We start from the raw sequence: 21,917 nt of genomic DNA on the forward strand, positions 1-21,917 counted from the left end.
AAGAAATTTAGGCTTGGCGTTCCGGTGTCGCCACCACGAGGCCGTCGAGCTCGTCGGAGACCTTGATCTGGCAGGACAGGCGCGAGTTCGGGCGCACGTCAAAGCCGAAGTCGAGCATGTCCTCTTCCATCGGCGTCGGGCTGCCGACCTTCTCGCGCCAGGCTTCGTCGACATAGACATGGCAGGTGGCGCAGGCGCAGGCGCCGCCGCATTCGGCCTCGATGCCGGGAATGCTGTTGCGGATGGCGGCTTCCATCACAGTTGCGCCGTTCTCGACGTCCACCGTACGGGTTTCGCCCTTGTGATCGACAAAGTGAATTTTGGCCATGTGTGCTCGTGCTGCCGCGATCTAGGGAATGAAGGAGGGTCCGGGCTGTCCTATAACGGGTCGGTCAGCCCGGCGCCATAGCGTTTTGATGAAGTCGCGAATACCGCTTCGCGGGAAGAAAACCCGTCAAAACAAAAGACTAGAGTACGGGTCTCGTGTTGTCGCCTAAGTGTTGAGGATCGCCTCGATGGCGGCGCGCGCCTCGGTCACCGCCTCTTTCAGCGCAGCGAAGGCGTGAGGCCGGCCCTGGCCGGTCTGGATCGCGGTCTCCAGGCTGGCTGCGGCGTCCGCCACCGCAAAGGCGCCGATTCCGCGCGCCGAGCCCTTGAGCTTGTGGGCGAGTGCGCCGGCCTCGGCCGGAAGCGCTGCCATCGCCGCGATCAGGCGCACCGCCTGCTCGGCAAACATCGCCAGCACTTCCTGTTCCAGCTCGGAATCGCCGAGCGTCATGCGGGAGAGATGATCGAGGTCGAGCGGGCTGTCGATGGGTGCAAGCGGGGGCGAGGGCATCCAGTCCATCCGTTGCAGTTCAGGAGTCATGGCGCAGGCCCCGGCATCGCGCGATGTCCGCCGGTCCGGCGGTCAAGTTCCCTCCACCCAAGCACGGAAATGGTTAACGAAATGTTCCGGCCGTTTTGCGCAAATCTGCCTGCTTATTGACGAAAAGTTGCCGCAATCCGGCGAGTCCAGTGGAGAATTGCATTTATTGCTAAGGCCTTACGGCGCGATCCTGTTAACGATGATTAAGAATGTCTTAATCGCGGGCATTTCATTCGCGACGCTCTGCCAATAGGATGTTGGAGAAATTGGCGGACAAGCCGTCCGGGTGGGGATGGCTCGGAGATCCGCGCAAGCGGCATGATCCGGACTGTGGGCTTGCGTAGCGCGCAGAGCTCGCGGGGGGACGCGTACAAGTAACGAGGGCTCGGACTGAACATGGCAAACACTCCGAAAAAGGTCAAAGACCCGACAGAAGATGCGCTTTCTGCAATCCAGGAAGCCCTGAACATCAGCGACACGGCGGCGGACACCAGCCGCAACGCCTCGATGCGCAGCGAAACGTCGCCCCCGGTCGCGCCACCGGCTCCCCCGATGTTCGACGAACCGAGCTTCGACCCGCGTCCCGCCGCGAACGAACGCGCGATGTTCGATCAGGTCGAGGAGCCGCGCTCCTCGCGCCGCGCCGCCAATGACGACCGTGCGACCATCGGCCAGCTCTTGCAAACGCTGCAAACGGGACGCCCGACCCGCAACATCTATACCGGCGCGACAATCTTCACCGTCATCTGGCTGGCGGCCTGCGCCGCGCTGACGGTCGGTTTCCTGCCTTCGATCCAGGCGGCGATGGGCCAGAGCGGCGGCGTGTTGGCCATTGCCGGCCTCGTCACGATGTTCTTCGCGCCGATCATGCTGTTCTTCTTCCTGGCGAGCCTCGTCTGGCGCGGCCAGCAAATGAGCTCGGTCGCACAGGCGATGGCGCAGGTTGCGATCCGCTTCTCCGAGCCGGAAGGCTCGGCTTCGGATTCGATGGTGACCGTCGGCCAGGCCATCCGCCGCGAGGTCGCGGCGATGGGCGACGGCATCGAGCGCGCCATCGCGCGCGCCGGCGAACTCGAGACGCTGGTTGCCAACGAGGTCGCGGCGCTCGAACGCGCCTATTCCGACAACGAAGTGCGCATCCGCGCCCTGCTCCAGGACATCGCGCATCAGCGCGACAATCTGGTCGGCCAGGCCGAGCAGGTCCGCAGCGCCATCTCCGGCGTGCAGATCGATTTGCGCCATGACATCGCGCTGATCTCGGACGCGATTGCCTCGCGCGTCGACGAGGTCGCCAAGTCCATCACCGGCGCGCTCGAAGAGCGCGGCGCCCACATCACCGGTGCGCTCAGCAACGCCGGCGACAACATGATCCTCGCCCTCGGCGAGCGCGGCGGCGACCTCCTCGACCGCCTCGAGGAGGCCAGCAACGAGACCACCCGCGCGGTGCTCGACGCCAGCGAGCGACTGACCACCAGCCTCAATTTCAAGACCGGCCATGTCCACGACGAGTTCGTCGACCTCGCCGACCGCGTCCACGAAATGCTGAACGAGCGCATCGACCGCATCACAGGCGAGTTCGAGCAGCGCTCCGCCGCGATCGTCGACGGTATCTCCGAGCGAACCGAGCAGGTGCATGACAGCCTGAAGAATTCGTCGGACTCGCTGCTGCTCGAGCTCGAGCTGCGTTCCAACGACCTCTCCGCCAAGATCGACGACGCCGGCAACCGCCTCGCCGGCCACATCATGACCTCCGGCGACAAGGCGAGCGAAGCGCTCGACGCCACCGTCAACACGCTGGTCGCCAAGGTCGTCAGTCAGACCGAGACCGCGCACGACTCGCTGTCGCTGCAGATGAGCGCCTTCGACGAGCTGGTGAAGAATCAAGGCACCGAGCTGGTCGAGAAGTTCGCACGCGACTCCGGCACGCTGGGCGCCCTGATCACCCGCCACATCTCCGAGTTCGACCGCACCGTGAAAACCTTCGGCGGCGAGATCGTCGATCGGATGGGCCAGCGCACCCAGGACATCCATGAATCGCTGAAGACCTATGTCGACAATTTCGACACCCGCTTCACCGCCAACGGCGGCGCGATCACGGCTGTGCTCGACCAGCGCCTGGTGCAGTTCGAGACCACGGTTGGCGAGCGCGTCAGCAACCTCGACGCCTCGCTGAACGGCAAGATCTCGGGTCTCGACTCGACGATCGATGGTCACATCAAGACCTTCGACGAGCAGCTCGTCGGCCGCGTCGCCGCGCTCGAACAGTCGTTCGATACCCGTGCGAAGTCGGTCACCGAGACCATCGACGGACGGCTCAACACGCTCGCCTCGTCGCTGACTGACGGTGCCGCGCAGGCGATCCAGTCGATCGACTCCCGCCTCACCCATCTCACGACGTCGCTGACCGATGGCGCATCGCAGGCGATCGAGACGATCGACAACCGTCTCAACCACCTCACGACCTCGCTGACGGATGGCGCATCGCAGACCATCCAGACGATCGACACGCGCCTCACGCATCTGACGACCACCCTCACCGGCGGCGCGTCGCAGGCGCTCGAATCCATCGACACGCGCCTCACCTACCTGACCACCGCGGTGACGAACGGCGCCTCGCAGGCGGTGCAGTCGATCGATACCCGTCTCACCCTCCTGACCTCGACACTCACCGACGGCACCGCGCAGGCGATCGAGGCGGTCGACCGCCGCATCACCGGCGTCACCGAGATCATCGACGGCCGCAGCATGCACCTGACCGACACGGTCACGGCGCGCTTCCAGGACATCCAGCAGGCCATCGAGACCAAGGTCGGCTCGGTCGCCAGCGACATCGACGTGCGCGTGGCGCAGTTCGAGGACCTGCTCGGCTCACGCGTCGAGGCCGTCGCCGGCCGCATCGAGAGCAGCGGACGCCAGGCCAGCGAGGACATGATGTCCCGCGCCGAGATGATCTCGACCGCGATCCGCTCGCACGTCGAGGACGCCGAGCGCTCGCTCACCAACCTCGTCGTCAACACCAGCGAGACCATCCAGACCGGTGCGCGCACCGCGCAGCAGTCGCTGATGACGGTTTCCTCCGACGTCAACGCCCAGCTCAAGATGACCTCCGCCGAGGTCGAGCGCGCGCTGACCGCTGTCGGCACCGGTGCCGCGAACTCCATCCTGACCAGCGCCCGCGAAGCGCAGTCGACGCTGGTCGCCGCGTCGGGCGATGCCTCCAACCAGATCAAGGGGCTCGCGGCCGACGTCGAACGCACGCTGTCGTCGGCAGGCTCGGCGACCGCCGCCTCGATCCTGGCCGGTGCCCGCGAGGTGCAGACCACGCTTGTCACGGCGTCCTCGGACGCGGCTAACCACGTCAAGACCCTCACCGCCGACGTGCAGCGCTCGCTGTCCATGGCCGGCACCACCACGGCGGAATCGATCACCGCCGGCGCCCGCGATGCGCAGAGCGCTCTGATCGCGGCCTCGAGCGAGACCGCCAACCAGATCAAGGCGCTGTCCTCGGACGTGCAGCGCTCGCTCTCGATGGCGGGCACCGCGACGGCAGAGACCATCATGACCGGCGCCCGCGAAGCTCAGAGCACGCTCGTCAACGCGTCCTCGGATGCGGCGAGCCAGGTCAAGTCCCTTGCCGCCGAAGTGCATCGGTCGCTCTCGCAAGTCGGCCAGTCGACTGCCGAGACGATCACGACCAGCGCCCGCGATGCCCAGAGCACCCTGCTGGCGGTCTCCGCCGAACAGACCGGCCAGGTTCGTTCGCTGGCGGCCGAGATGCAGCGCGCGCTGGCGACCGCCGGCGGCGCCACCATCGAGGCGCTCACCAGCGGCGTACGCGAGGCCCAGGGCACGCTGATCTCCGCCTCGACGGACGCTGCGAGCCAAATCAAGTCGCTGACCATCGACATCGAGCGCACGCTGACCTCGGTCGGCGCCGACACCGCCTCGACCATCCTCAACAGCGCGCGTGAGGCACAGACCTCGCTGACCTCGACCTCGGCGGATGCCGCAAGCCAGATCCGCACGATCTCGAGCGAGATCGAGCGTACGCTGAGCACGGCCACCGCGAACGCGACCACCGACATCCAGACCAGCGCGCTCAACGCCCAGAACGCGCTGATCAACGCCTCCAACGAGGCGAGCTCGCGGGTCAAGTCGAGCTCGGCGGACGTCGAGCGCTCGGTGCTCGCCGCCAGCAGCAGCTTCGGCCAGGCCATGACCGGCAAGACCGACGAGATCGTCACCTACGTGCAGCAGCAGTCCGACCGTCTCGCCAACATGATCGACGCCAAGCGCGGTTCGCTCGTGGACGCGATCGGCTCCAAGACCAGCCAGCTCACGCTCGACATCGACCGCGTCACGTCCGACGCGTTGAAGTCGATCGAGACGCGCGGCCACGCGTTCTCCCAGACGATGATGGGCAACGGCTCCGAGGTGGCGCGAACCATCAACTCGGCGAGCGAGATGGCGACGGGTGCCGTCAACAAGTCGCTCAAGGACCTCGAGCAGGCCTCGCGCGCGGCGATCGACCAATCGCGCCAGGTCTCGATCGCGGCCGTCACCGAGATGCAGGAGACCAGCAAGATCCTGCGCACCGACACGGTCGCCCTGTTCGAGCGACTGCGCGAAGGCAACATCCTGCTCCAGGAGGTGCTGACCGGTGCGCACGACAACCTCAACTCGCTCGAGCGGGCGCTGGTGACGCGCGTCGCCGACTTCGTCTCGGCGATGAACGACGTCACCTCGCGCAACGGCGCTGCGACGCAGAACCTGGAAGACCAGCTCAACGTCTTCAACAGCAAGACCACGCGGGCGCTGCAGGATCTCGGCGAGCTGTCGACCCAGTTCGACGCGCACGGCAAGGCACTGGTCGAGGCCGCGCAGGTCGTCGAGCAGAGTAACAAGAACACCACCGCCTCGCTCGCCGAACGCAAGGAGGCGCTGGAATCGCTCGTCACCACGATCGACCTGCGCACGGCCGATCTCGACCAGCGACTGTCGCGCTTCACCGGTCTGCTCGATGAATCGCTGGCGGCCGCCGAAGAGCGGGCTCGCGACATCGCCCGCGTCGTCGCGGAGACCGCCGGCGCCGGTTCCGCCGCGATCACCCGCCAGTTCGAAGCGGTGCGGTCGGCCTCCGAAGAGGAGCACCGGCAGACCGTCGAGGCCATGCACGACATCTACCGCCAGACCACCGACGAGGCGGATGCGATGTTCAAGCAGTCGACGGAGAAGTTCACCAACCTCGTCTCCAGCATGAAGCAGATGGCATTCGAGATGCACAACGAGCTCGAAGCCACCCGCAACGAGCTGCGCCGCGGCGTGCTCGAGATGCCGCAGGAGGCTGCCGAGAGCACTGCGCAGATGCGCAAGGTAATCGTCGACCAGATCGAGGCCCTCGCCGAGCTCAACCGCATCGTGGCCCAGCACGGCCGCGGCCTCGACGTCTCCACGACGGGCCGCGCCAGCGTGCAGCGCCAGGAAGAGCCGATGCTGGCGGCCGTCGGCGCGCGCAGCACCGAGACGCGCATGCGCGAGAGCGCCAGCGCCTCGACGCTGCCGCCGCCGGACCTCGGCATGCCCGCCTCCTCGCGCCGCACCGAAGCCCCGCCGGTGGCGCCGGCCGGCAACGACCAGGGCCGTGACGGCTGGCTGTCGGACCTCTTGAGCCGCACGGACGCCAACCAGGGTGCGCCCACCGGACGTGAGCCCCAGCGCGGCCGCCAGGCTGCACCGGCGCCGCAGCCGCAGGCTCCGCAAGGTGGCGGCAATCCGCTGGAATCCTTGTCGCTCGACATCGGCCGGCTGATGGACCGCAACCTCGCGTCCGAGATGTGGGACCGCTACCAGCGCGGCGAGAACAAGGCGTTCACCAAGCGCCTCTACACGCCCGCCGGCCAGAAGGCCTTTGACGAGGTCGCCCGCAAGTATCGATCCGACCGCAACTTCAAGGCCACGGTCGACCGCTATGTCGCCGAGTTCGAACGCCTGCTCGATGAAGTCGCCCGCGACGGCCGCGGCCCGCAGGAGCTGCGCAACCACCTGACCTCCGAGACGGGCCTGGTGTACACGCTGCTCGCTCACGCAGCGGGCCGGCTGGGGTAGGCGGTCAGTCGCCAAGACGCATGACGAATGAAAACGGAGGCCTTACGGCCTCCGTTTTGTTTTGGGGGTCATTCGGAACGAAGCGGTCGACCAAGCACTCGGTGTCGTCCTGGCGAACGCCAGGACCCATTATCGCAGGGAGGAGTTTGGCGAAGAAGACCAGTCGTTCGGTACTGCCATCGACCGCAATCGATGGACCTCGCGGTATGGGTCCTGGCTTTCGCCAGGACGACATCTGGGACGCCTACTGCCGCCGGCGCTCCGGCACGGCGGGCTTCGGCGGCTCGGGCGGCGGTGCAGCTGGCGGCGCGTTGTTGCTGGCGCCGAACAGGACGCGGGTCGGGTTGCGGTCGAAATTGTTGACGGCGCGGCTGATATCGCCGAGCGTGCGGCGGCCGTCGGTCATCAATGCGCCGGAGCGCTTGTCGAAATCGTCGGCCAGTTCGCGGATCGACTTCACCGCCAGAAACAACTCGCCGCCGTCCTTGCCGCCGGCGAGCGTGTTGAGGCCGAGCATGAGGCTGTCGGCCTTGAGCATGACGCCATCGACCTTGGCCATCACGCCGTCGATCTTCTCCGAGTTGCGGGCGAGTGAGTTGGTGAAGGTCTCGAGATTCTTCAGCGAGTTCTTCACCGATTCCTGATTGTCGGCGACGATCTTGTTGATGTTCTGGAGCGTGCCGCGGATCGCCTCGGTGACGTCCTGGAGCTTGTTGGGATCGGCCGTCAGCGTGGGAATGCCGTCCTCGTCGAGCGGCGGCGCAGGCGCTGCCTCCTCGCCGCCCTTGAGCGAGATCGCGGCGACGCCGGTCAGGCCCTGGAATTCGAGGCCAACCAGGGTGTCCTTGCGGATCGGGGCGTTGTTCTCGACCATGGCGAGTGCGACAACCCGCCGCGGGTTGTCGAGCTTCACCGAGACCACCTCGCCCACCCGGATACCGTTGAAATTGACGCTGCCGCCGTTGCGCAGGCCCGCGGCCGGGCCCTCGAACACGACGCGCAAGGGGCTGCGCTGCTTGGTGGTATGCAACGACTGAAACCACAGCACGAAGCCGATCGCGGCGGCAATCACCGCCAGCGTGAACGATCCGATCAGCACGTAATTTGCGCGCGTTTCCATCAGCTACTCCGGCACCTCAGCCCATCACCGCGCGAGCGCGCTTGCCATGGAAATATTGCCTCAGCCAGGGATGCTGCGAGGCCTGCATGTCGGCGATCGACCCTGCCGCAATGATCTTACCGTTACCTAAAACGGCGATGCGGTCACATGCTGTGTAAAGGCTATCGAGGTCGTGCGTTACCATGAAAACCGTCAGCCCCAAAGTGCGCTGCAGCGTCCTGACCAGCTCGTCGAAGTCGCCGGCGCCGATCGGATCCAGGCCCGAGGTCGGCTCGTCCAGGAACACGAGATCCGGGTCGAGCGACAGCGCGCGCGCCAGCGCCACGCGCTTGATCATGCCGCCCGACAGTTCCGAGGGAAAGCGATCGGCGACTTCGGGCTTGAGACCCACCATGGTGAGCTTGGCGATGGTGATCTCGTCCATCAGCCGCTGCGACACCCGCAGATATTCGCGCATCGGAAACTGGATGTTCTGCCGCACCGTGAGCGAGGAGAACAGCGCGCCCTGCTGAAACAGCACGCCCCAGCGCCGCTCCACGTTGCGACGCTGCGACGTATTGGAGGCATCCAGATCGACGCCGAACACCTCGATGCTGCCTGCGACCTTCGGCACGAGGCCGATGATGGTGCGTGTCAGCACGGACTTGCCCGCGCCGGACGGGCCGACGAAGCCGAGAATCTCGCCGCGCTTGACGTCGAGGTCGAGCCCGTCGAGCACGCGCGTCGCGCCGAACTGCACGGTGATGTCGCGGACGCGGATGATGGGGTTCTGGATCTCGCCTGCCATCGTCACATCCCGATCGAGGCGAAGAAGATGGCGAACACGCCGTCCATGACGATGACGAAGAAGATGCCCTTCACCACCGAGGCCGTCGTGTGCTGTCCGAGCGATTCCGCGCTGCCTTGCACGGCGAGGCCCTCGACGCAGGCGACGATGCCGATCACAGCGGCCATTACCGGCGCCTTGACGATGCCCACGATGAAATGGTCGATCGAGATGGCGTCGCGCAGGCGCAGCAGGAAGGCTTCGGGATCGACGCCGCCGTAGAGCCAGGCGACGAGACCGCCGCCATAGAGCGCGGCCATCGCGCCGAGGAAAGCCAGGATCGGCAGCGCCAGCACCAGCGCCAGCATGCGCGGCAGCACCAACACCTCGATGGGATCGAAGCCCATGGTGCGCAGCGCGTCGATCTCTTCGCGCATCTTCATCGAGCCGAGCTCGGCCGTGTAGGCGCTGCCCGAGCGGCCGGCGACCATGATCGCGACCAGCAGCACGCCGATCTCGCGCAAGACCAGCACACCGAGCATGTCGACGACGAAGATGTCGGCGCCGAACCTGCGGAAATGGAAGATGCCCTGCTGGGCGATGATGCAGCCGATCAGGAAGGTGATCAGCACCACGATCGGCACCGCGCGCCAGCAGACCTGCTCGAGATGGTGCACGGTCGAGGTCAGGCGAAACGAGCGCGGGTGAATCAGGGTGCGCGCGACCGCCGCGAGCACCGCGCCGAGCATGTCGATCAGGCCTGCCACGGTGCCGGCAACACCGGCCACGGTCCGGCCGATCTGCTCCAGCATGCCGGTGATAGTGACCGCGCTGGTGTCGATGACGGGCGTCGCCCTGACCCGCCGCACCTCGTCCACGAGGCTCGAATAATTGGCGGAAAGGCCGGCGATCTGCGCCTCGACGGCGCCCTGCGTCAGGCTGCGGCGCAGCCGCTCGATCAGCCAGGCGCCGAAGGTGTCGAGCTTGGCGACCTCGGAGACGTCGATGAAGATGCTTTGCGAGGTGCCGGCGAGCTTCTCGGCGTCAGCCACCATCCGCTCCAGGACCGGCGCGAAGCTCGCGGTCCAGGTCCCCGTGGCGCAGAGTGCCAGCGCATTGCCCTTTGCAATCCGTTCCAGCTTCGGATCGCCGTTCAAGATGGCCGCTCCCGTGCCGGAGCGCGAGAAACGGATGAAATCAGATGGTTGCGCACGCGCCCTTACCCAGAGAAGGTATCCCCAACTGGTTAACCTTAGTTGCCACAGGTAACCAGCAGGTTCAGATTTCGCCAGAGTTCAAAATGACTTCCAGCAAAGTTCCGGTTCTCGGCGCGCGAATCGAGCGCTTTCCCATCGCAGGCAGTTTCACCATCAGCCGGGGCGCCAAAACCGAGGCCGTCACCGTCGTGGCCGAGGTCAGCCGGGACGCCCTGACAGGCCGCGGCGAATGCGTGCCCTATTCCCGCTATGGCGAGACGGCCGAGGCGACCCTTGCCGCCATCCAGGCCATGCGGGAGGCCGTGGCCGGCGGCCTCACCCGCCAGGCCCTGCAGGCCGCCATGCCGCCCGGGGCGGCCCGCAACGCCCTGGATTGTGCCCTGATCGATCTGGAAGCCAAGGCCGCCGGCCTGCGGGCCTGGAGCCTGCTCGACCGCCCGGTGCCGGGCGAGCGCACCACGGCCTACACGATCTCGCTGGGCACACCCGAGGCCATGGCGGCGGCGACCGCCAAAGCGGCGCACCGGCCGCTGCTCAAGATCAAGCTCGGCGGCGACGGCGATCCGGAGCGGATCACGGCGGTGCGCGAGGCGGCGCCCGAATCCGAGTTGATCGTCGATGCCAACGAATCCTGGACCGAGGCCAATCTGGAGCACAATCTTGCCGCCTGCGAGGCCGTCGGCGTCACCCTCGTCGAGCAGCCGCTGCCGGCCGGAAAGGACGACGCGCTGGCCCGGATCAAGCGGCCACTGGTGGTCTGCGCCGACGAGAGCGTGCACGACCGCAACTCGCTCGCTCTCTTGCGCGAGCGCTACGATGCCGTGAACATCAAGCTCGACAAGACCGGTGGCCTCACCGAGGCGCTGGCGATGGCCGATGCCGCTCAGGCGCTTGGCTTCGAAATCATGATCGGCTGCATGGTCGCAACCTCGCTGTCGATGGCGCCGGCGATGCTGGTGACGCCGCAGGCGCGCTTCGTCGATCTCGACGGCCCGCTGCTGCTGACGCGCGACCGCGATCATGGCCTTCGTTACGACGACAGCCTGGTCTATCCGCCTGATGCCTCGCTGTGGGGATGAGCTTTCAGCCGGTGCCGCGCCGACCAGATCAGAAGCGCACCCACACCGGCCATCGCGGCCATGACGTAATACAGGCCGTCGCCGATGCGGGCGTAGATCGCGCCTGACGCGATCGAGGTGGTCGCACCCAACAGGCCGTTGCACGCGGCGTAATAGCCCTGCCCCCGCGCGATCTGATGCGACGGCACGCGCTGCACCAGCAGACTCATCGTGCCGAGAATGGTCATCCCGAAGCTCAGGCCGTGGCCGAGCTGCACGATCGCCAATAGCGCGAGCGGCGGATCGTGCGCGGTGACGACCCAGCGCACGACCGCGCTCGCGCCCCCGATCGCCATGAGCGAGGACGGGTGCAGCGAGAAGCGCGGCGACAGCGCGAACACGACGATCTCGGCGATCACCCCCAACGTCCAGAGCCCCGCGATCGTCAGCCCGCCGAGGCCCTGGGCCTGCCAGTTGATGGCCGAAAACGTATAATACGCGACGTGACTGCCCTGGATCAGCGCGGCCGAAACGATGATGGCCCAGAAGCCGGCATCGCGCAGCAGCGCCTTGCCGGCGTGCGCCGCTGTCATCCTTCGCCTGACATCGTCGAGCGGCTGGAGCAGCATGCCGGCGGCGACCGCAACCACGGCCCAGGCGACGATGATCCAGATCAGATCGCGCGCCGCGATGTGGTCCACGAGATAGCCGCAGGCGAGCGAGCCGGCCGCGAAGGCTGCCGAGCCCCACAGCCGCACCGGCCCGTAATCGAGGCCGTAGCGGGCGACACCACGCAGCGCATAGGCGTCGGTCAACGGCATGGTCGGCGTCCACATCATGCAGGTCAGCGCATAGATCAGGAACAGCGCCAGCGGCTGCTGCTGCAAGCCGACCGCCGTGAACCCGATCGCCGTGGCCAGCACGGACACCATCATGCCGGCGCGAATCGCATGTCGCTTTTCGGCAAAGGCGGTGATCTGCGGCAGCGTGGTGAAGCGCGTGATCGCCGGCAGCGCGTTGATGAGGCCGATCCAGGCCGCGTCGATACCGATCGCCTTCAGCCAGACCGGAAAGAACGGCAGATGCGTTCCCGACACCGCGAACACGGCCGAATAGAACAGCGCGAGGCTCACGGCGAATCGCCGCTTCCGAGATGCTGCGATGGGGATTTGTGATTCGCCTGCCATCAAACCAATTGCGATTCGGTCGATATCGTGATGATCGTTACTGTAACGCGCGGTGATTTGCGCGACGAGATTGACATGGCCAACGAAGCATTCGCCCTCTCGCCTATGTCTGCCCGCGCGGCCGAGCCGAACGAGCAGGATTACGACGCGATCCGCGAAGCCTTCATGGAGACCGCGCGCGGCCGCTGGTTCCTCGGCGAATACGCCAAGCGCAACCGCAATGCCGATACCCGCATGGTGCTCGACGCGGTCGCGAAAATCGAAGAAACCCTTGCGGCACAGCGCCAACCCGTCGTCGAGGACCGGCTGCCCGAGGCGCTGGTCGCGATCCGGCACGCGATCCGCGAAGCCGAGACGATCGCAATCGCGGCGTTCGATCCGGGGGCGATCGAGGCGAGCCTCGCACCGATCCCGCGCGGCCTGCGCATCATCAAGGAGATCTCCTGGCGCTGGCGCGAGATCGGCGCCGACGGGCGAATCTGCGACCTGATTGATTCGCAGCTCGCTTCCATCGAGGCGGCCTGCGCGCAGGTTTCGACCATCGACCCCCGCGCCGACCTCAAGGCCGCATTCGATCTGCTCAAGGACCGGATCGACCAGACCGACACTGACGCAACGCCGCAGGCCGCGCGCCCCTCGCCGGCTCCGGTGCAGGAGGCACCGTCGCCCGTTGCGGAAGCTCCGCTGGCGGAGGCCGCGCCCGCGGCGATGGCCAGCGAAGCAGCCGTGGCTTTTACGGAGGCGCCGCAGGACATCGCAGAGGCGATCGAGCCCGAAGCCGCCGTGGAAGCGGCCGGAATCGTCGCCGAGGCCTTCTCCGTTGCCGAGCAGGCGACGGACGCCGCGCTTGAGCCGGAGACCGTCGCCGAGAGCCGGATCGCGCCTGAAGACATCGTTTTTGAAGAGCCGGCCACTGAGGCCTTCGCGGAGGTAACGGACGAATTTTCGCTCGATGCCGCAGCGGAAGCCGAGGACGAAGCCATACTCGACGCGATCGCGCTGGAGATGGCCGCACCCGATCCGGAATTCGACGAGATCATCGAACCGGTCGAGTTGGAAGCGACCGTTCCCGAGCCGGTGGTTGCGGAGGCCGCAGCGCCCATCGTAGCCGAGAGACCGGAGCCGATCGCATCGGAGCCGGCCGCAGCCGAGCCAGTCTCCGCCGCAGCGGTGGTGGAGGAGCCTGTAGAGGAAGCGCCGATCGCGATGGAGTCGCTGGCGCGCCTCACCAACGCCATTGCGGAAGCCGCCGCCGAAGTGATGGAGCAGCCGGCGCCGGTCATGGCAGCCGCCGCGACATTCGGCGCGGCGCAGGCCACGACGCTGCCGATGACGTCGCCGGTTTCGGAAGCCTCACTTGGCGCCACCATCCTCGCCAGCGGCATCCTGCAGAAGCCCCGCGCCGCCGCAAACGACCCCATGGCGCCAATCCGCCGCATGACCCAAGCCGAGAAGATCGCGTTCTTCTCGTAAGGGGACGCAGCGCATGTCCTCCACCGTAGACACCCTCACCCTCTGGCGTCCCGTCGGACCGAAAGACCTGGAGCTAATCGAGCAATCCGGCATGCGCGCGTTTCCGCCGCGCCTGCCGGACCAGCCGATCTTCTATCCGGTGCTGACGGAAGACTACGCCATCAAGATCGCGCGCGATTGGAACGTCCCGGCGAACGGCTCAGGCTTCTTGACGCGCTTCCAGGTCAAGCCCAGCTTCATCGAAGGATACGACGTGCAGGAGGCGGGCGGCCGCTCACATCTGGAGTACTGGATTCCGGCAGAGGACCTCGATGGCTTCCCGCAATCGTCGGCCTGATCGAGGTCGTCCGCAGCTTCCCCTAGCTGCCGCGCACTCAGCCCCTCACCCGCAATTCCACACTGCGCCGATCGGCGTCCGCGTCCAGCACGGCCCAAAACTGCCGCCATTGTAGCGGCCGCCGCCGAAGCCGGGCCGGCCGAAATAGCGCCACTCACCATCCCAGCCGTAATATTGCGGAACTGGATCGATGTACCAATGGCGTCGGTCGCTGGGCGACATCCGCCGCATCGCTTCCTTCTGCTTATAGAGCGGAATGCTGTTGCTCAGCGGCTGGCGATAGCCCGGCAGGAAGCCGTAGCCATGCCAGGCTTGCTTGGGACGCTTTTGGATTGAAGCAGCCGGCGCGACAGCCGGCAGCAGCGATAGGACGATAGCGATAGATAGACATAAAAAGCGTGACATGGATCGACGATAGACGGCCGCTTGCGGAATGACCATTCAAATTCGAGTGCCAAGTAACAAAGCCCTCACGAAACCGAATAGCAGATCGAGCGGCAGGAATCCTATCGATTAAGGTGTAGAAACATGATTGGCGAAGTGATTGTCATTGGCGATCTGCAATTGCGTGACGGCGCCTCTGTCGACGAACACGACCGGCTCGGCGCGCGCATGTACGACATCGTCAGCCGTCTTCCCGGCTTTGTGTCGGTCAAGTCGTTCAAGGCCGAGGACGGCGAGGAGCTCACCGTGTTCCGTTTTGCCTCGGAGGAAGCGCTCGAAGCCTGGCGCACTCACCCCGAACATGTCGAGACGATGAAGCGGGGACATGCCGAGTTCTACGCCAGCGGCTTCCTGCAGATCTGCAAGGTGATCCGCGAGGTCGGACCATTCGAGCACGCGTGACGCCGTCCCGCATCATTCGATCGCGCGCTGCTAGCTGATCACACCCTTCCTGATCAGGAAGCATCCGTAACTGCTGCTGTCGCCGACCTGTACGACGCCAAAGCTCGCCGCCGCCGCGCGATAAAAATCCGGCCGCGAGAGTTTTCCGGGCGTGACGGGCCGGCCGGCGGCACGCTCGATCTCCGCGAGCACCGTGCGCTGCACGTCGGGGACGCGGCTGGGATCGTCGACCGGCATCATCACGCGCACCGGATCGGGATCGAAATCGTCGAGCGGGTAGACCGACATGATAGCGCGGATCGCGGTCTCCATGCTGATGCCCGGCAACTGGATCAGGCGCTGCGAATTCGTGCTCTGCGCGATGCGTGCCGCGGGGTGGTTGGCATCGACGAAAACGAGGTCGTCGCCGTGGCCCATGGACGCCAGCAGCCAGAGCAGGTCTGGCGTGAGGATCGGATCGATCGATTTCAGCATGTGACGGACTGTCCTCCCATCGTGCACCCACCTTGGCGGGTTCCAAGCGTGATTCAGATCACGCAATCTACCATGGTGATGGCGATCACGGACCTCAAACTCGAACGCGGCCAAGCTCCCCGGCAACCAATCTCGTATCGAGATCAGTGCCAAAGGAGCACGCCATGTTCCGCCTAAAACCTTTTCTGATGACGGCCAGCCTGCTGGGAAGCCTGTTCGGCTTCGCCTGCGGGCCTGTTTCCGCGCAAGTCGCCCCGGTCGAGCCGGCCCCCACCGCGCTGCAAGGTCCGGAACAGCGTGTGGCGCTGGTGATCGGCAATTCGAACTACCAGAACGCGCCGCAGCTCGCCAACCCCGACAATGACGCGGAGTCCATGGCTAAATTCCTGAACTCCGCCGGGTTCGAAGTGGTCGCCGCGACCGACCTCACCCAGAACGACATGCTCCGCGTGGTCCAGGACTTCTCCGCCAAAGTGTCGGCGCGCGGTCCGAACACGGTGGCGATGGTCTACTACGCCGGTCACGGCGTGCAGCTCGCCGGCGAGAATTACCTCGTTCCCGTCGATGCCAAGGTCTCGAGCCAGACCGAGCTCGTCAACAACTCCGTGCGCCTGGTCGATGTGATGTCGACGCTGGAGACGATCCCGAGCCGCATGCGCATCGTCATCCTCGACGCCTGCCGCAACAACCCGTTCCCAAACGTGAATGATGCCGGTCGCGGCTTGGCCATCGTCGATGCCCCGAACGGTTCAATCGTCGGTTACTCGACCGCACCGGGCGCGGAAGCGCAGGACGGCACCGGCGGCCACAGCCCCTACACGCAGGCCTTCCTGAACGTCGCGCGCGAGCCCAACGTGCCGATCGAGCAGCTGTTCAAGCGCGTGCGCCTCGAAGTGAACCAGACCACCAGCGGCGCGCAGATCCCGTGGGAGAGCTCGTCGCTGACGTCTGACTTCACCTTCTTCGGCGACACCGCTGTCGCCGCCAGCCGCGCGCCGGTGAATGCGCCTGTGGTGCAGATGGCCTCCAACCTGCCGAGCCGCTCGACCCGTCAGGCCTATGACTACGTCGTGTCCGAGGCGCGGCCGGAGTACTATCAGGAGTTCATCACGATGTATCCGCACGACCCGCTGTGTGACCACGTCCGCTGGCTGCTCAACAACCTGCTGCTCACGCAGGCCTGGCACAAGGCGGTGCTCGCGAACTCGCCGCTCGGCTACAAGAACTTCTACGACAGCTACGGCAACACGCCCTATGCGCAGGTCGCGCTCAAGCTCCAGATGCAGCCGAAGCAGATCCCCTTGATGCAGGCGACCAAATTCCTGGCGCCGCAGAATATCGCCCCGACCTTCAAGATCGGCAATCTCGGCCAGCCCAAATACATGCCGCTGCAGCAGGGTAATGGCGGCGCGCAAGTGAACGGCAATTTGCCGATCGTGCAGAAGTCGGGCGACAACAACGGCATCGGCAAGCTCGGCAATGGCGGCCAGCTCGTCAACCTGCCGGCGGGCAATAACCAGCCGAATGGCACGCCGTCGCAGACCCCAGGCAAGATCGTCACCCTGCCTGCGCCGACCAACACCACCACCAACAACACCGGCGGCATCGGCAAGATCGTGACGCTGCCCGCGACCAACAACCAGAATGGCGGCAGCAACAATGCCGGCACCAACGGCACGACCAATAGCCCTTCTGGCAAGATCGTGAGCATGCCGGTGAATGTCGGCAAGGGCGGCACGACCATCGATACGAAGCCGGTCGTGCAGACCCAGAACAATCCGGTCCGCATCAACAACGGCGTGAAGCTCAACGACAACCCGGTGAACAAGGTGCAGGTCCAGAACAACCAGCAGAACACCCGCCCGCAGTTCAATCCGACCAACCGCATCGTCAACAACGACGGGAACAACTTCCATCAGTCGATGAACCAGGCTCCGAGCATGAACAGCGGCGGCAACAATCACCACGGCGGTTTCATGCACTGATGCCGCGAAGAAAGTGCGCTCCCTCCCCCGCTTGCGGGGGAGGGCTGGGGAGAGGGTTTCTCCGCAATGGGACAGCTAGCGACTTACGAGAGTACCCCCGCTTGGAGGAAGCCCCCACCCGGCGCTTCGCGCCGACCTCCCCCGCAAGCGGGGGAGGTTGCACCGAGCAAAGCCGCGAGTTCGAACCCACATACGACAAATAAAGAAGGGGCAGAGCGGTGACGCTCTGCCCCTTCTTCATAGGGGGGAATAGACAGGATCAGCCTTTGACGCGGTCGGAGCGCGCGCCTCGTCCTTCGAGACGCCCGCTTCGCGGTCTCCTCAGGATGAGGCTAATCGGCGTCGGTGCTGATTGAAGCTTCTGCCGCGCACTCTGTCCTCATCCTGAGGAGCCCGCGAAGCGGGCGTCTCGAAGGATGGGCCACAGGGAAACTGCTCTCAGGCCACCAGCTCGGCAAACAGATCGGCATCGACATTGCCGCCGGAGAGCACGATGACGACGTTCTTGCCGGCGACGTCGAGACGTCCGGCGAGCAGCGCGGCAAGGCCGACGGCACCGCCCGGCTCGACCACGAGCTTCAGCTCGCGATAGGCAAACGCGACCGCCGCGCCGACTTCCTTGTCCGACGCGGTGACACCGCGCGCGAGCAGCTTGCTGTTGATTGCAAACGTCATCTCACCGGGGATCAAGGCCATCAGCGCATCGCAGATGGTGCGGCCTGCCGGCCCGTGCGGCTCACGATGCCCTGCGGTCAGCGACAGGCCGTGATCGTCGAACGCTTCGGGCTCGGCCACGACGATTTGGGCCAGCGGGTAGCGTGCCTTCACGGCGGTCGCGACGCCCGCGATCAGGCCGCCGCCGGAGGCCGGCGCCACCACGACGTCAGGGGCGAGACCGAGCGCCGCCATGTCCTCGGCGATCTCGCGGCCGGCGGTGCCTTGGCCGGCGATCACGAAGGGATCGTCATAGGGCCTGACCAGTGTCGCGCCGCGCTTCTCGGCGATGCCGCGCGAGATCGCCTCGCGGTCGTCGCGGTCGCGGTCGTACAGCACCACTTCGGCACCGTAGGATTTGGTGCGCTCGCGCTTCGACAACGGCGCATCCGCAGGCATCACGATGGTCGCCTGCATGTCGAGGATCTTGGCCGCCGCCGCCACTCCCTGGGCATGGTTGCCGGAGGAGAACGCGACCACGCCGCCGGCGCGCTTGTCCTGCGGGATCGAGGCGACCTTGTTGAAGGCACCGCGGAACTTGAACGAGCCGGTGCGCTGGAGCATCTCCGGCTTGAGATAGACCTTCGCGCCGACGCGTTCGTTGAGCACGGGAAAGGACAGCAGCGGGGTGCGGACGGCGAAGGGTGCGATCACGCGTGCTGCGGCATCGATATCGGCAGGGCCGATCGGGAGGAGCTGTTCTGTCATGCCCGATGTTATCGCGCCGGATGAGGCGCGAGCAAGACATCTCCGCGCGAGGCTTTCGTCCCCTCAGGCGACGAATCGCGCCGGTTCTGCTCCGTTTCGGCCCGGCATCACGGCGCCGACCGCCAAAATGCTGTCGATAAAAGCCCGGGCCGAGGTTTCCCAGGTGTAGTTGGCGGCGAATTCCACGCAGTCCTGCCGGGAGACGTCCAGCGCGGCGAAGCAGGCGCTGCGCAGATCGTGATCGAGCGCGCCGACCGGCGCGTCGCCGATCACGTCGCGGGGGCCCTTCACCGGAAACGCCGCGACCGGCAGCCCGCTCGCCAGCGCTTCGAGCAGGACCAGGCCGAAGGTGTCGGTCTTGCTCGGAAACACGAAGACATCGGCGGCAGCGTAAATGTCCGCCAGTTCCTCGCCGTGCTTCTCGCCGAGGAAGATCGCGTCCGGATAAGCCTCCTCCAGAGCGACACGCGCCGGACCGTCGCCGACGATCACCTTGGTGCCGGGCAGGTCGAGGTCGAGGAACGCCTCGAGATTCTTCTCCACCGCGACCCGGCCGACCGACAGAAACACCGGCGCCGGCAGGCAGAGATCGATCACGCGGGGATGGAACAAATGGGTGTCGACGCCGCGCGGCCACAGCACGACATTGTCGAAGCCGCGCTCGGTCAGCTCGCTGGCGAGCGCCGGCGTCGCCGCCATCACGGCGCGGCTGGGGCTGTGGAATCGGCGCAGCGCCCGCCAGATCAGCGAGCCCGGCACCGGCACGCGGGCGCGGACATATTCGGGAAAGCGGGTGTGGAAGCTGGTCGTGAAGGGCAGCTTGCGCTGGCGGCAATAGCGGCGGACCATTAGGCCGATCGGCCCCTCGGTCGCGATGTGGATGCTGTCGGGGTGCGCCTCTTCGATCAGCTTCGCGATTCTCCCCGGCCGTGGCATCGCCAGCCGCACGTCACGATAGCTCGGCATCGCAAAGGTGCGGAACGATTGCGGCGTCAGGAACGAGAATTCGACGTCGAGACTTTTGGCGGCATCAGCAAGCTTGGTCAGCGTCCGAACCACACCGTTGACTTGCGGGTGCCAGGCGTCGGTCGCGACCAGGATGCGCATCAGGTTGCCTTTGTCATGCAGCTCTCGCTGCGACCTGCGGGACCTGTGCCGGCTTCTCGGCCTGGTCCGCCCAGGTGATGATCTCGAAATGGCCGTCGTCGTGCTCGACCAGCGCCGTGCAGCTCTCGACCCAGTCGCCGCAATTCATGTAGCGGATGCCGCCCTCGTCGCGGATCACCGCGTAATGGATGTGGCCGCAGATCACGCCGTCGGCGTCGTGGCGCCGCGCTTCGGCGGCGAGCGCCTGCTCGAACGCTCCGATATAATTGACGGCGTTCTTGACCTTCTGCTTGGCCCATTGCGACAGCGACCAATAGGGCACCTTGAACATGCGCCGGAAGAAGTTGACGAAGCGATTGAGCTGGATCGCGAAGTCGTAGGCCTTGTCGCCGAGATGGGCGAGCCAGCGTGCGTTCTGCACCACGAGGTCGAAGATATCGCCGTGGATGACGAGATAGCGCTTGCCGTCCGCGCCGGTGTGGACGGTGTTCTCGACCACGTCGATGCCGCCGAAATGCGTGCCGTAGTAGTTGCGCAGGAACTCGTCGTGATTGCCGGGGATGTAGATCACCTTGGCGCCCTTGCGCGCCTTGCGCAAAAGCTTCTGGACGAGATCGTTATGCGATTGCGGCCAATGCCAGCTCGATTTCAGCGCCCAGCCGTCGACGATGTCGCCGACGAGATAGATCGTATCGGCATCATGGAAACGCAGGAAATCGAGCAGAAGATCGGCTTGAGAACCGCGGGCTCCGAGATGAACGTCGGAGATGAACAACGTGCGAAAGCGCCGCTCCGGGCTCTCGTCACTCACATCGTAACTTCCCATGCGCCAGCCTGTAACAATGTCCCGTGACAGGGGGATGACCAATTGAACCTTTGAGGCACCTTCGGAACCGAATCGCGCTTGCCTCGCCCACCCCGCGAATATCAGTCGCATGCGACAATCAGGCGACATGGCGTCGCAGCGGCCTCCGCAAGAACCCGGAACTGCATGGGTTCGATGGGTGAACCGCGGCGCGCTCGCGACCCGCGTTCAGTAAAACTTATGGAAATGATGGATCGGGCCGTGGCCGTGGCCGACGCTGAAGCGGTCGGCGGCCGCGATCGCCGCGCTGATCCAGGTCTTGGCGTTGCGCACGGCGCGCTCGAGATCCTCGCCTCTGGCGAGCCCCGCGGCGACCGCCGAGGACAGCGAACAGCCGGTGCCATGGGTGTTGCTTGTGGCGACGCGAGGTGCGGCGAGCGCGATCGAGGTGCTGGCATCGACGAGATAGTCGATGCTCTCGGCGCCCTCGCCGTGCCCGCCCTTGATCAGGACCGCACGACAGCCCAGTGCCAGCAAACGGCGCCCCTGGCTCTCGATCTCGGCCTCGCTGGCCGCAACCGGTTCGTCAAGCAGAGCCGCGGCCTCGGGCAGATTGGGTGTGATCACCGAGGCCAGCGGCATCAGTTTGATGCGGAGGGCGTCGACGGCTTCGGACGCGAGCAGGCGATCACCCGATGTCGCCACCATCACGGGATCGAGCACGATGTGCCGGGGCGCCCAGCGCGACAGCGCGGCCGCAATCGCATCGATGCTGGCGGCTTGCGCCACCATGCCGATCTTGACCGCGCCGACCTCGAGATCGGAAAACACCGCGTCGATCTGCGCGGTGACGAATTCGGCGGGCACGGCATGAATGCCGGTGACGCCGCGGGTGTTCTGCGCCGTCAGCGCCGTGATGGCGGAAGCGCCAAAAACGCCGAGCGCGGCAAAGGTCTTCAGGTCGGCCTGGATGCCGGCGCCGCCGCTCGAATCGGAGCCGGCAATGGTCAGTGCGACGGGCGTCGTCATGGGGCGATATTCCGCGTTTTCGAAGCCATGGACCGTCCTAGCGCGCCTCCCGCAGCCCAGCAAGTTCGCTTGCTAAATCCGGCCGGGTTTGGCCTATTAGCCGCCAGATATGCTTTCG

Annotated in this window: 18 protein-coding genes and 1 pseudogene; 7 read left to right on the forward strand and 12 right to left on the reverse strand. The window is 65.8% G+C overall.

The features are described 5' to 3' along the window. Nucleotides 1-7: 7 nt before the first annotated feature. Both FXB41_RS18945 and FXB41_RS18950 read right to left on the reverse strand, forming a co-directional pair. Nucleotides 8-328, reverse strand: a complete 321-nt coding sequence (locus tag FXB41_RS18945) for a 2Fe-2S iron-sulfur cluster-binding protein (protein WP_045008721.1) — start codon at nt 326-328, stop codon at nt 8-10. 165 nt (nt 329-493) lie between these two features. Further along, nucleotides 494-868, reverse strand: coding sequence for an Hpt domain-containing protein (locus FXB41_RS18950; protein WP_219682814.1), 375 nt, complete (start codon nt 866-868; stop codon nt 494-496). Here FXB41_RS18950 and FXB41_RS18955 point away from each other — a divergent pair. Together FXB41_RS18955 and FXB41_RS18960 are read left to right on the forward strand one after the other, a co-directional pair. Beyond that, nucleotides 867-1,121, forward strand: a complete 255-nt coding sequence (locus FXB41_RS18955; RefSeq protein WP_219682815.1) for a hypothetical protein — start codon at nt 867-869, stop codon at nt 1,119-1,121. The two genes, FXB41_RS18950 and FXB41_RS18955, sit on opposite strands and share 2 nt — an antisense overlap. A gap of 143 nt (nt 1,122-1,264) precedes the next feature. Continuing rightward, nucleotides 1,265-6,973 carry an apolipoprotein A-IV repeat region-like domain-containing protein gene (locus FXB41_RS18960; RefSeq protein ID WP_219682816.1) on the forward strand — a complete coding sequence of 1,903 codons (5,709 nt, stop codon included), beginning with the start codon at nt 1,265-1,267 and terminating at the stop codon, nt 6,971-6,973. Nucleotides 6,974-7,217: 244 nt separating this feature from the next. Here the strand turns inward: FXB41_RS18960 and FXB41_RS18965 are convergent, their stop codons facing one another. From FXB41_RS18965 to FXB41_RS18975, 3 genes are read right to left on the reverse strand one after another with little or no spacing between them, the layout of a single operon-like run. Then, nucleotides 7,218-8,093 (reverse strand): MlaD family protein, encoded by an 876-nt coding sequence (locus tag FXB41_RS18965; protein WP_219682817.1) that lies wholly within the window; start codon nt 8,091-8,093, stop codon nt 7,218-7,220. Between the two features lie 16 nt (nt 8,094-8,109). Next, nucleotides 8,110-8,880: an ABC transporter ATP-binding protein gene (locus FXB41_RS18970; RefSeq protein ID WP_007612400.1), complete on the reverse strand. Its 771-nt coding sequence runs from the start codon at nt 8,878-8,880 to the stop codon at nt 8,110-8,112. A 2-nt stretch (nt 8,881-8,882) separates the two neighbouring features. Beyond that, the gene (locus FXB41_RS18975) at nt 8,883-10,016 is read right to left on the reverse strand and encodes an MlaE family ABC transporter permease (RefSeq protein ID WP_219682818.1); all 1,134 of its coding nucleotides are present in this window, start codon (nt 10,014-10,016) and stop codon (nt 8,883-8,885) included. Between the two features lie 143 nt (nt 10,017-10,159). Here FXB41_RS18975 and dgcA point away from each other — a divergent pair, with 143 nt between their 5' ends. Then, nucleotides 10,160-11,155 (forward strand): N-acetyl-D-Glu racemase DgcA, encoded by a 996-nt coding sequence (gene dgcA / locus FXB41_RS18980; RefSeq protein ID WP_219682819.1) that lies wholly within the window; start codon nt 10,160-10,162, stop codon nt 11,153-11,155. Here dgcA and FXB41_RS18985 read toward each other — a convergent pair. Further along, complete coding sequence (locus FXB41_RS18985) at nt 11,125-12,321, reverse strand: MFS transporter (RefSeq protein WP_219682820.1); 1,197 nt, start codon at nt 12,319-12,321, stop codon at nt 11,125-11,127. The two genes, dgcA and FXB41_RS18985, sit on opposite strands and share 31 nt — an antisense overlap. Nucleotides 12,322-12,396: 75 nt before the next feature. Between FXB41_RS18985 and FXB41_RS18990 the strand changes: the two genes are divergently transcribed. Then, a complete protein-coding gene (locus FXB41_RS18990) occupies nt 12,397-13,794 on the forward strand; it encodes a hypothetical protein (protein ID WP_219682821.1) in 1,398 nt (465 codons plus the stop codon). 13 nt (nt 13,795-13,807) lie between these two features. After that, nucleotides 13,808-14,157, forward strand: a pseudogene (locus tag FXB41_RS18995) (ADP-ribosylation/crystallin J1). A gap of 19 nt (nt 14,158-14,176) precedes the next feature. Here the strand turns inward: FXB41_RS18995 and FXB41_RS19000 are convergent. Beyond that, complete coding sequence (locus FXB41_RS19000; RefSeq protein WP_246648979.1) at nt 14,177-14,572, reverse strand: hypothetical protein; 396 nt, start codon at nt 14,570-14,572, stop codon at nt 14,177-14,179. Between the two features lie 87 nt (nt 14,573-14,659). Here FXB41_RS19000 and FXB41_RS19005 point away from each other — a divergent pair, with 87 nt between their 5' ends. Beyond that, on the forward strand, nt 14,660-14,977 hold the full coding sequence (locus FXB41_RS19005; RefSeq protein WP_219682822.1) for an antibiotic biosynthesis monooxygenase family protein: 318 nt from the start codon (nt 14,660-14,662) through the stop codon (nt 14,975-14,977). Between the two features lie 30 nt (nt 14,978-15,007). Here the strand turns inward: FXB41_RS19005 and FXB41_RS19010 are convergent, their stop codons facing one another. Further along, nucleotides 15,008-15,451 (reverse strand): RbsD/FucU family protein, encoded by a 444-nt coding sequence (locus FXB41_RS19010; protein ID WP_219682823.1) that lies wholly within the window; start codon nt 15,449-15,451, stop codon nt 15,008-15,010. A gap of 164 nt (nt 15,452-15,615) precedes the next feature. Between FXB41_RS19010 and FXB41_RS19015 the strand changes: the two genes are divergently transcribed. Further along, nucleotides 15,616-17,436 (forward strand): caspase family protein, encoded by a 1,821-nt coding sequence (locus FXB41_RS19015; RefSeq protein WP_219682824.1) that lies wholly within the window; start codon nt 15,616-15,618, stop codon nt 17,434-17,436. A 438-nt stretch (nt 17,437-17,874) separates the two neighbouring features. On the opposite strand, the gene FXB41_RS19020 is transcribed toward FXB41_RS19015, so the two are convergent. The 4 genes from FXB41_RS19020 to thiD form a co-directional block, all read right to left on the reverse strand. Then, the gene (locus tag FXB41_RS19020) at nt 17,875-18,858 is read right to left on the reverse strand and encodes a threonine/serine dehydratase family protein (RefSeq protein WP_219682825.1); all 984 of its coding nucleotides are present in this window, start codon (nt 18,856-18,858) and stop codon (nt 17,875-17,877) included. A 63-nt stretch (nt 18,859-18,921) separates the two neighbouring features. Beyond that, nucleotides 18,922-19,965 carry a glycosyltransferase family 4 protein gene (locus FXB41_RS19025; protein ID WP_219682826.1) on the reverse strand — a complete coding sequence of 348 codons (1,044 nt, stop codon included), beginning with the start codon at nt 19,963-19,965 and terminating at the stop codon, nt 18,922-18,924. A gap of 13 nt (nt 19,966-19,978) precedes the next feature. Further along, nucleotides 19,979-20,791 carry a UDP-2,3-diacylglucosamine diphosphatase gene (locus tag FXB41_RS19030; protein ID WP_007602023.1) on the reverse strand — a complete coding sequence of 271 codons (813 nt, stop codon included), beginning with the start codon at nt 20,789-20,791 and terminating at the stop codon, nt 19,979-19,981. Between the two features lie 207 nt (nt 20,792-20,998). Further along, nucleotides 20,999-21,799: a bifunctional hydroxymethylpyrimidine kinase/phosphomethylpyrimidine kinase gene (gene thiD / locus FXB41_RS19035; RefSeq protein ID WP_219682827.1), complete on the reverse strand. Its 801-nt coding sequence runs from the start codon at nt 21,797-21,799 to the stop codon at nt 20,999-21,001. Nucleotides 21,800-21,917: the final 118 nt, after the last annotated feature.

Origin of the sequence: Bradyrhizobium canariense, assembly GCF_019402665.1 — a bacterium.
In the GTDB taxonomy this organism is placed as follows: Bacteria; Pseudomonadota; Alphaproteobacteria; order Rhizobiales; family Xanthobacteraceae; genus Bradyrhizobium; species Bradyrhizobium canariense.

Excerpts from the sequence above, each read along its gene's own strand:
- FXB41_RS19020 (WP_219682825.1), bottom strand. The coding sequence starts at position 18,858 with ATGACAGAACAGCTCCTCCCGATCGGCCCTGCCGATATCGATGCCGCA.
- FXB41_RS19025 (WP_219682826.1), bottom strand. The coding sequence starts at position 19,965 with ATGCGCATCCTGGTCGCGACCGACGCCTGGCACCCGCAAGTCAACGGT.
- dgcA (WP_219682819.1), top strand. The coding sequence starts at position 10,160 with ATGACTTCCAGCAAAGTTCCGGTTCTCGGCGCGCGAATCGAGCGCTTT.
- FXB41_RS19000 (WP_246648979.1), bottom strand. The coding sequence starts at position 14,572 with ATGGTCATTCCGCAAGCGGCCGTCTATCGTCGATCCATGTCACGCTTT.
- FXB41_RS18970 (WP_007612400.1), bottom strand. The coding sequence starts at position 8,880 with ATGGCAGGCGAGATCCAGAACCCCATCATCCGCGTCCGCGACATCACC.
- FXB41_RS19030 (WP_007602023.1), bottom strand. The coding sequence starts at position 20,791 with ATGGGAAGTTACGATGTGAGTGACGAGAGCCCGGAGCGGCGCTTTCGC.
- thiD (WP_219682827.1), bottom strand. The coding sequence starts at position 21,799 with ATGACGACGCCCGTCGCACTGACCATTGCCGGCTCCGATTCGAGCGGC.
- FXB41_RS18955 (WP_219682815.1), top strand. The coding sequence starts at position 867 with ATGGCGCAGGCCCCGGCATCGCGCGATGTCCGCCGGTCCGGCGGTCAA.
- FXB41_RS18985 (WP_219682820.1), bottom strand. The coding sequence starts at position 12,321 with ATGGCAGGCGAATCACAAATCCCCATCGCAGCATCTCGGAAGCGGCGA.
- FXB41_RS19010 (WP_219682823.1), bottom strand. The coding sequence starts at position 15,451 with ATGCTGAAATCGATCGATCCGATCCTCACGCCAGACCTGCTCTGGCTG.
- FXB41_RS18945 (WP_045008721.1), bottom strand. The coding sequence starts at position 328 with ATGGCCAAAATTCACTTTGTCGATCACAAGGGCGAAACCCGTACGGTG.
- FXB41_RS19005 (WP_219682822.1), top strand. The coding sequence starts at position 14,660 with ATGATTGGCGAAGTGATTGTCATTGGCGATCTGCAATTGCGTGACGGC.
- FXB41_RS18960 (WP_219682816.1), top strand. The coding sequence starts at position 1,265 with ATGGCAAACACTCCGAAAAAGGTCAAAGACCCGACAGAAGATGCGCTT.
- FXB41_RS18950 (WP_219682814.1), bottom strand. The coding sequence starts at position 868 with ATGACTCCTGAACTGCAACGGATGGACTGGATGCCCTCGCCCCCGCTT.
- FXB41_RS18990 (WP_219682821.1), top strand. The coding sequence starts at position 12,397 with ATGGCCAACGAAGCATTCGCCCTCTCGCCTATGTCTGCCCGCGCGGCC.
- FXB41_RS18965 (WP_219682817.1), bottom strand. The coding sequence starts at position 8,093 with ATGGAAACGCGCGCAAATTACGTGCTGATCGGATCGTTCACGCTGGCG.
- FXB41_RS19015 (WP_219682824.1), top strand. The coding sequence starts at position 15,616 with ATGTTCCGCCTAAAACCTTTTCTGATGACGGCCAGCCTGCTGGGAAGC.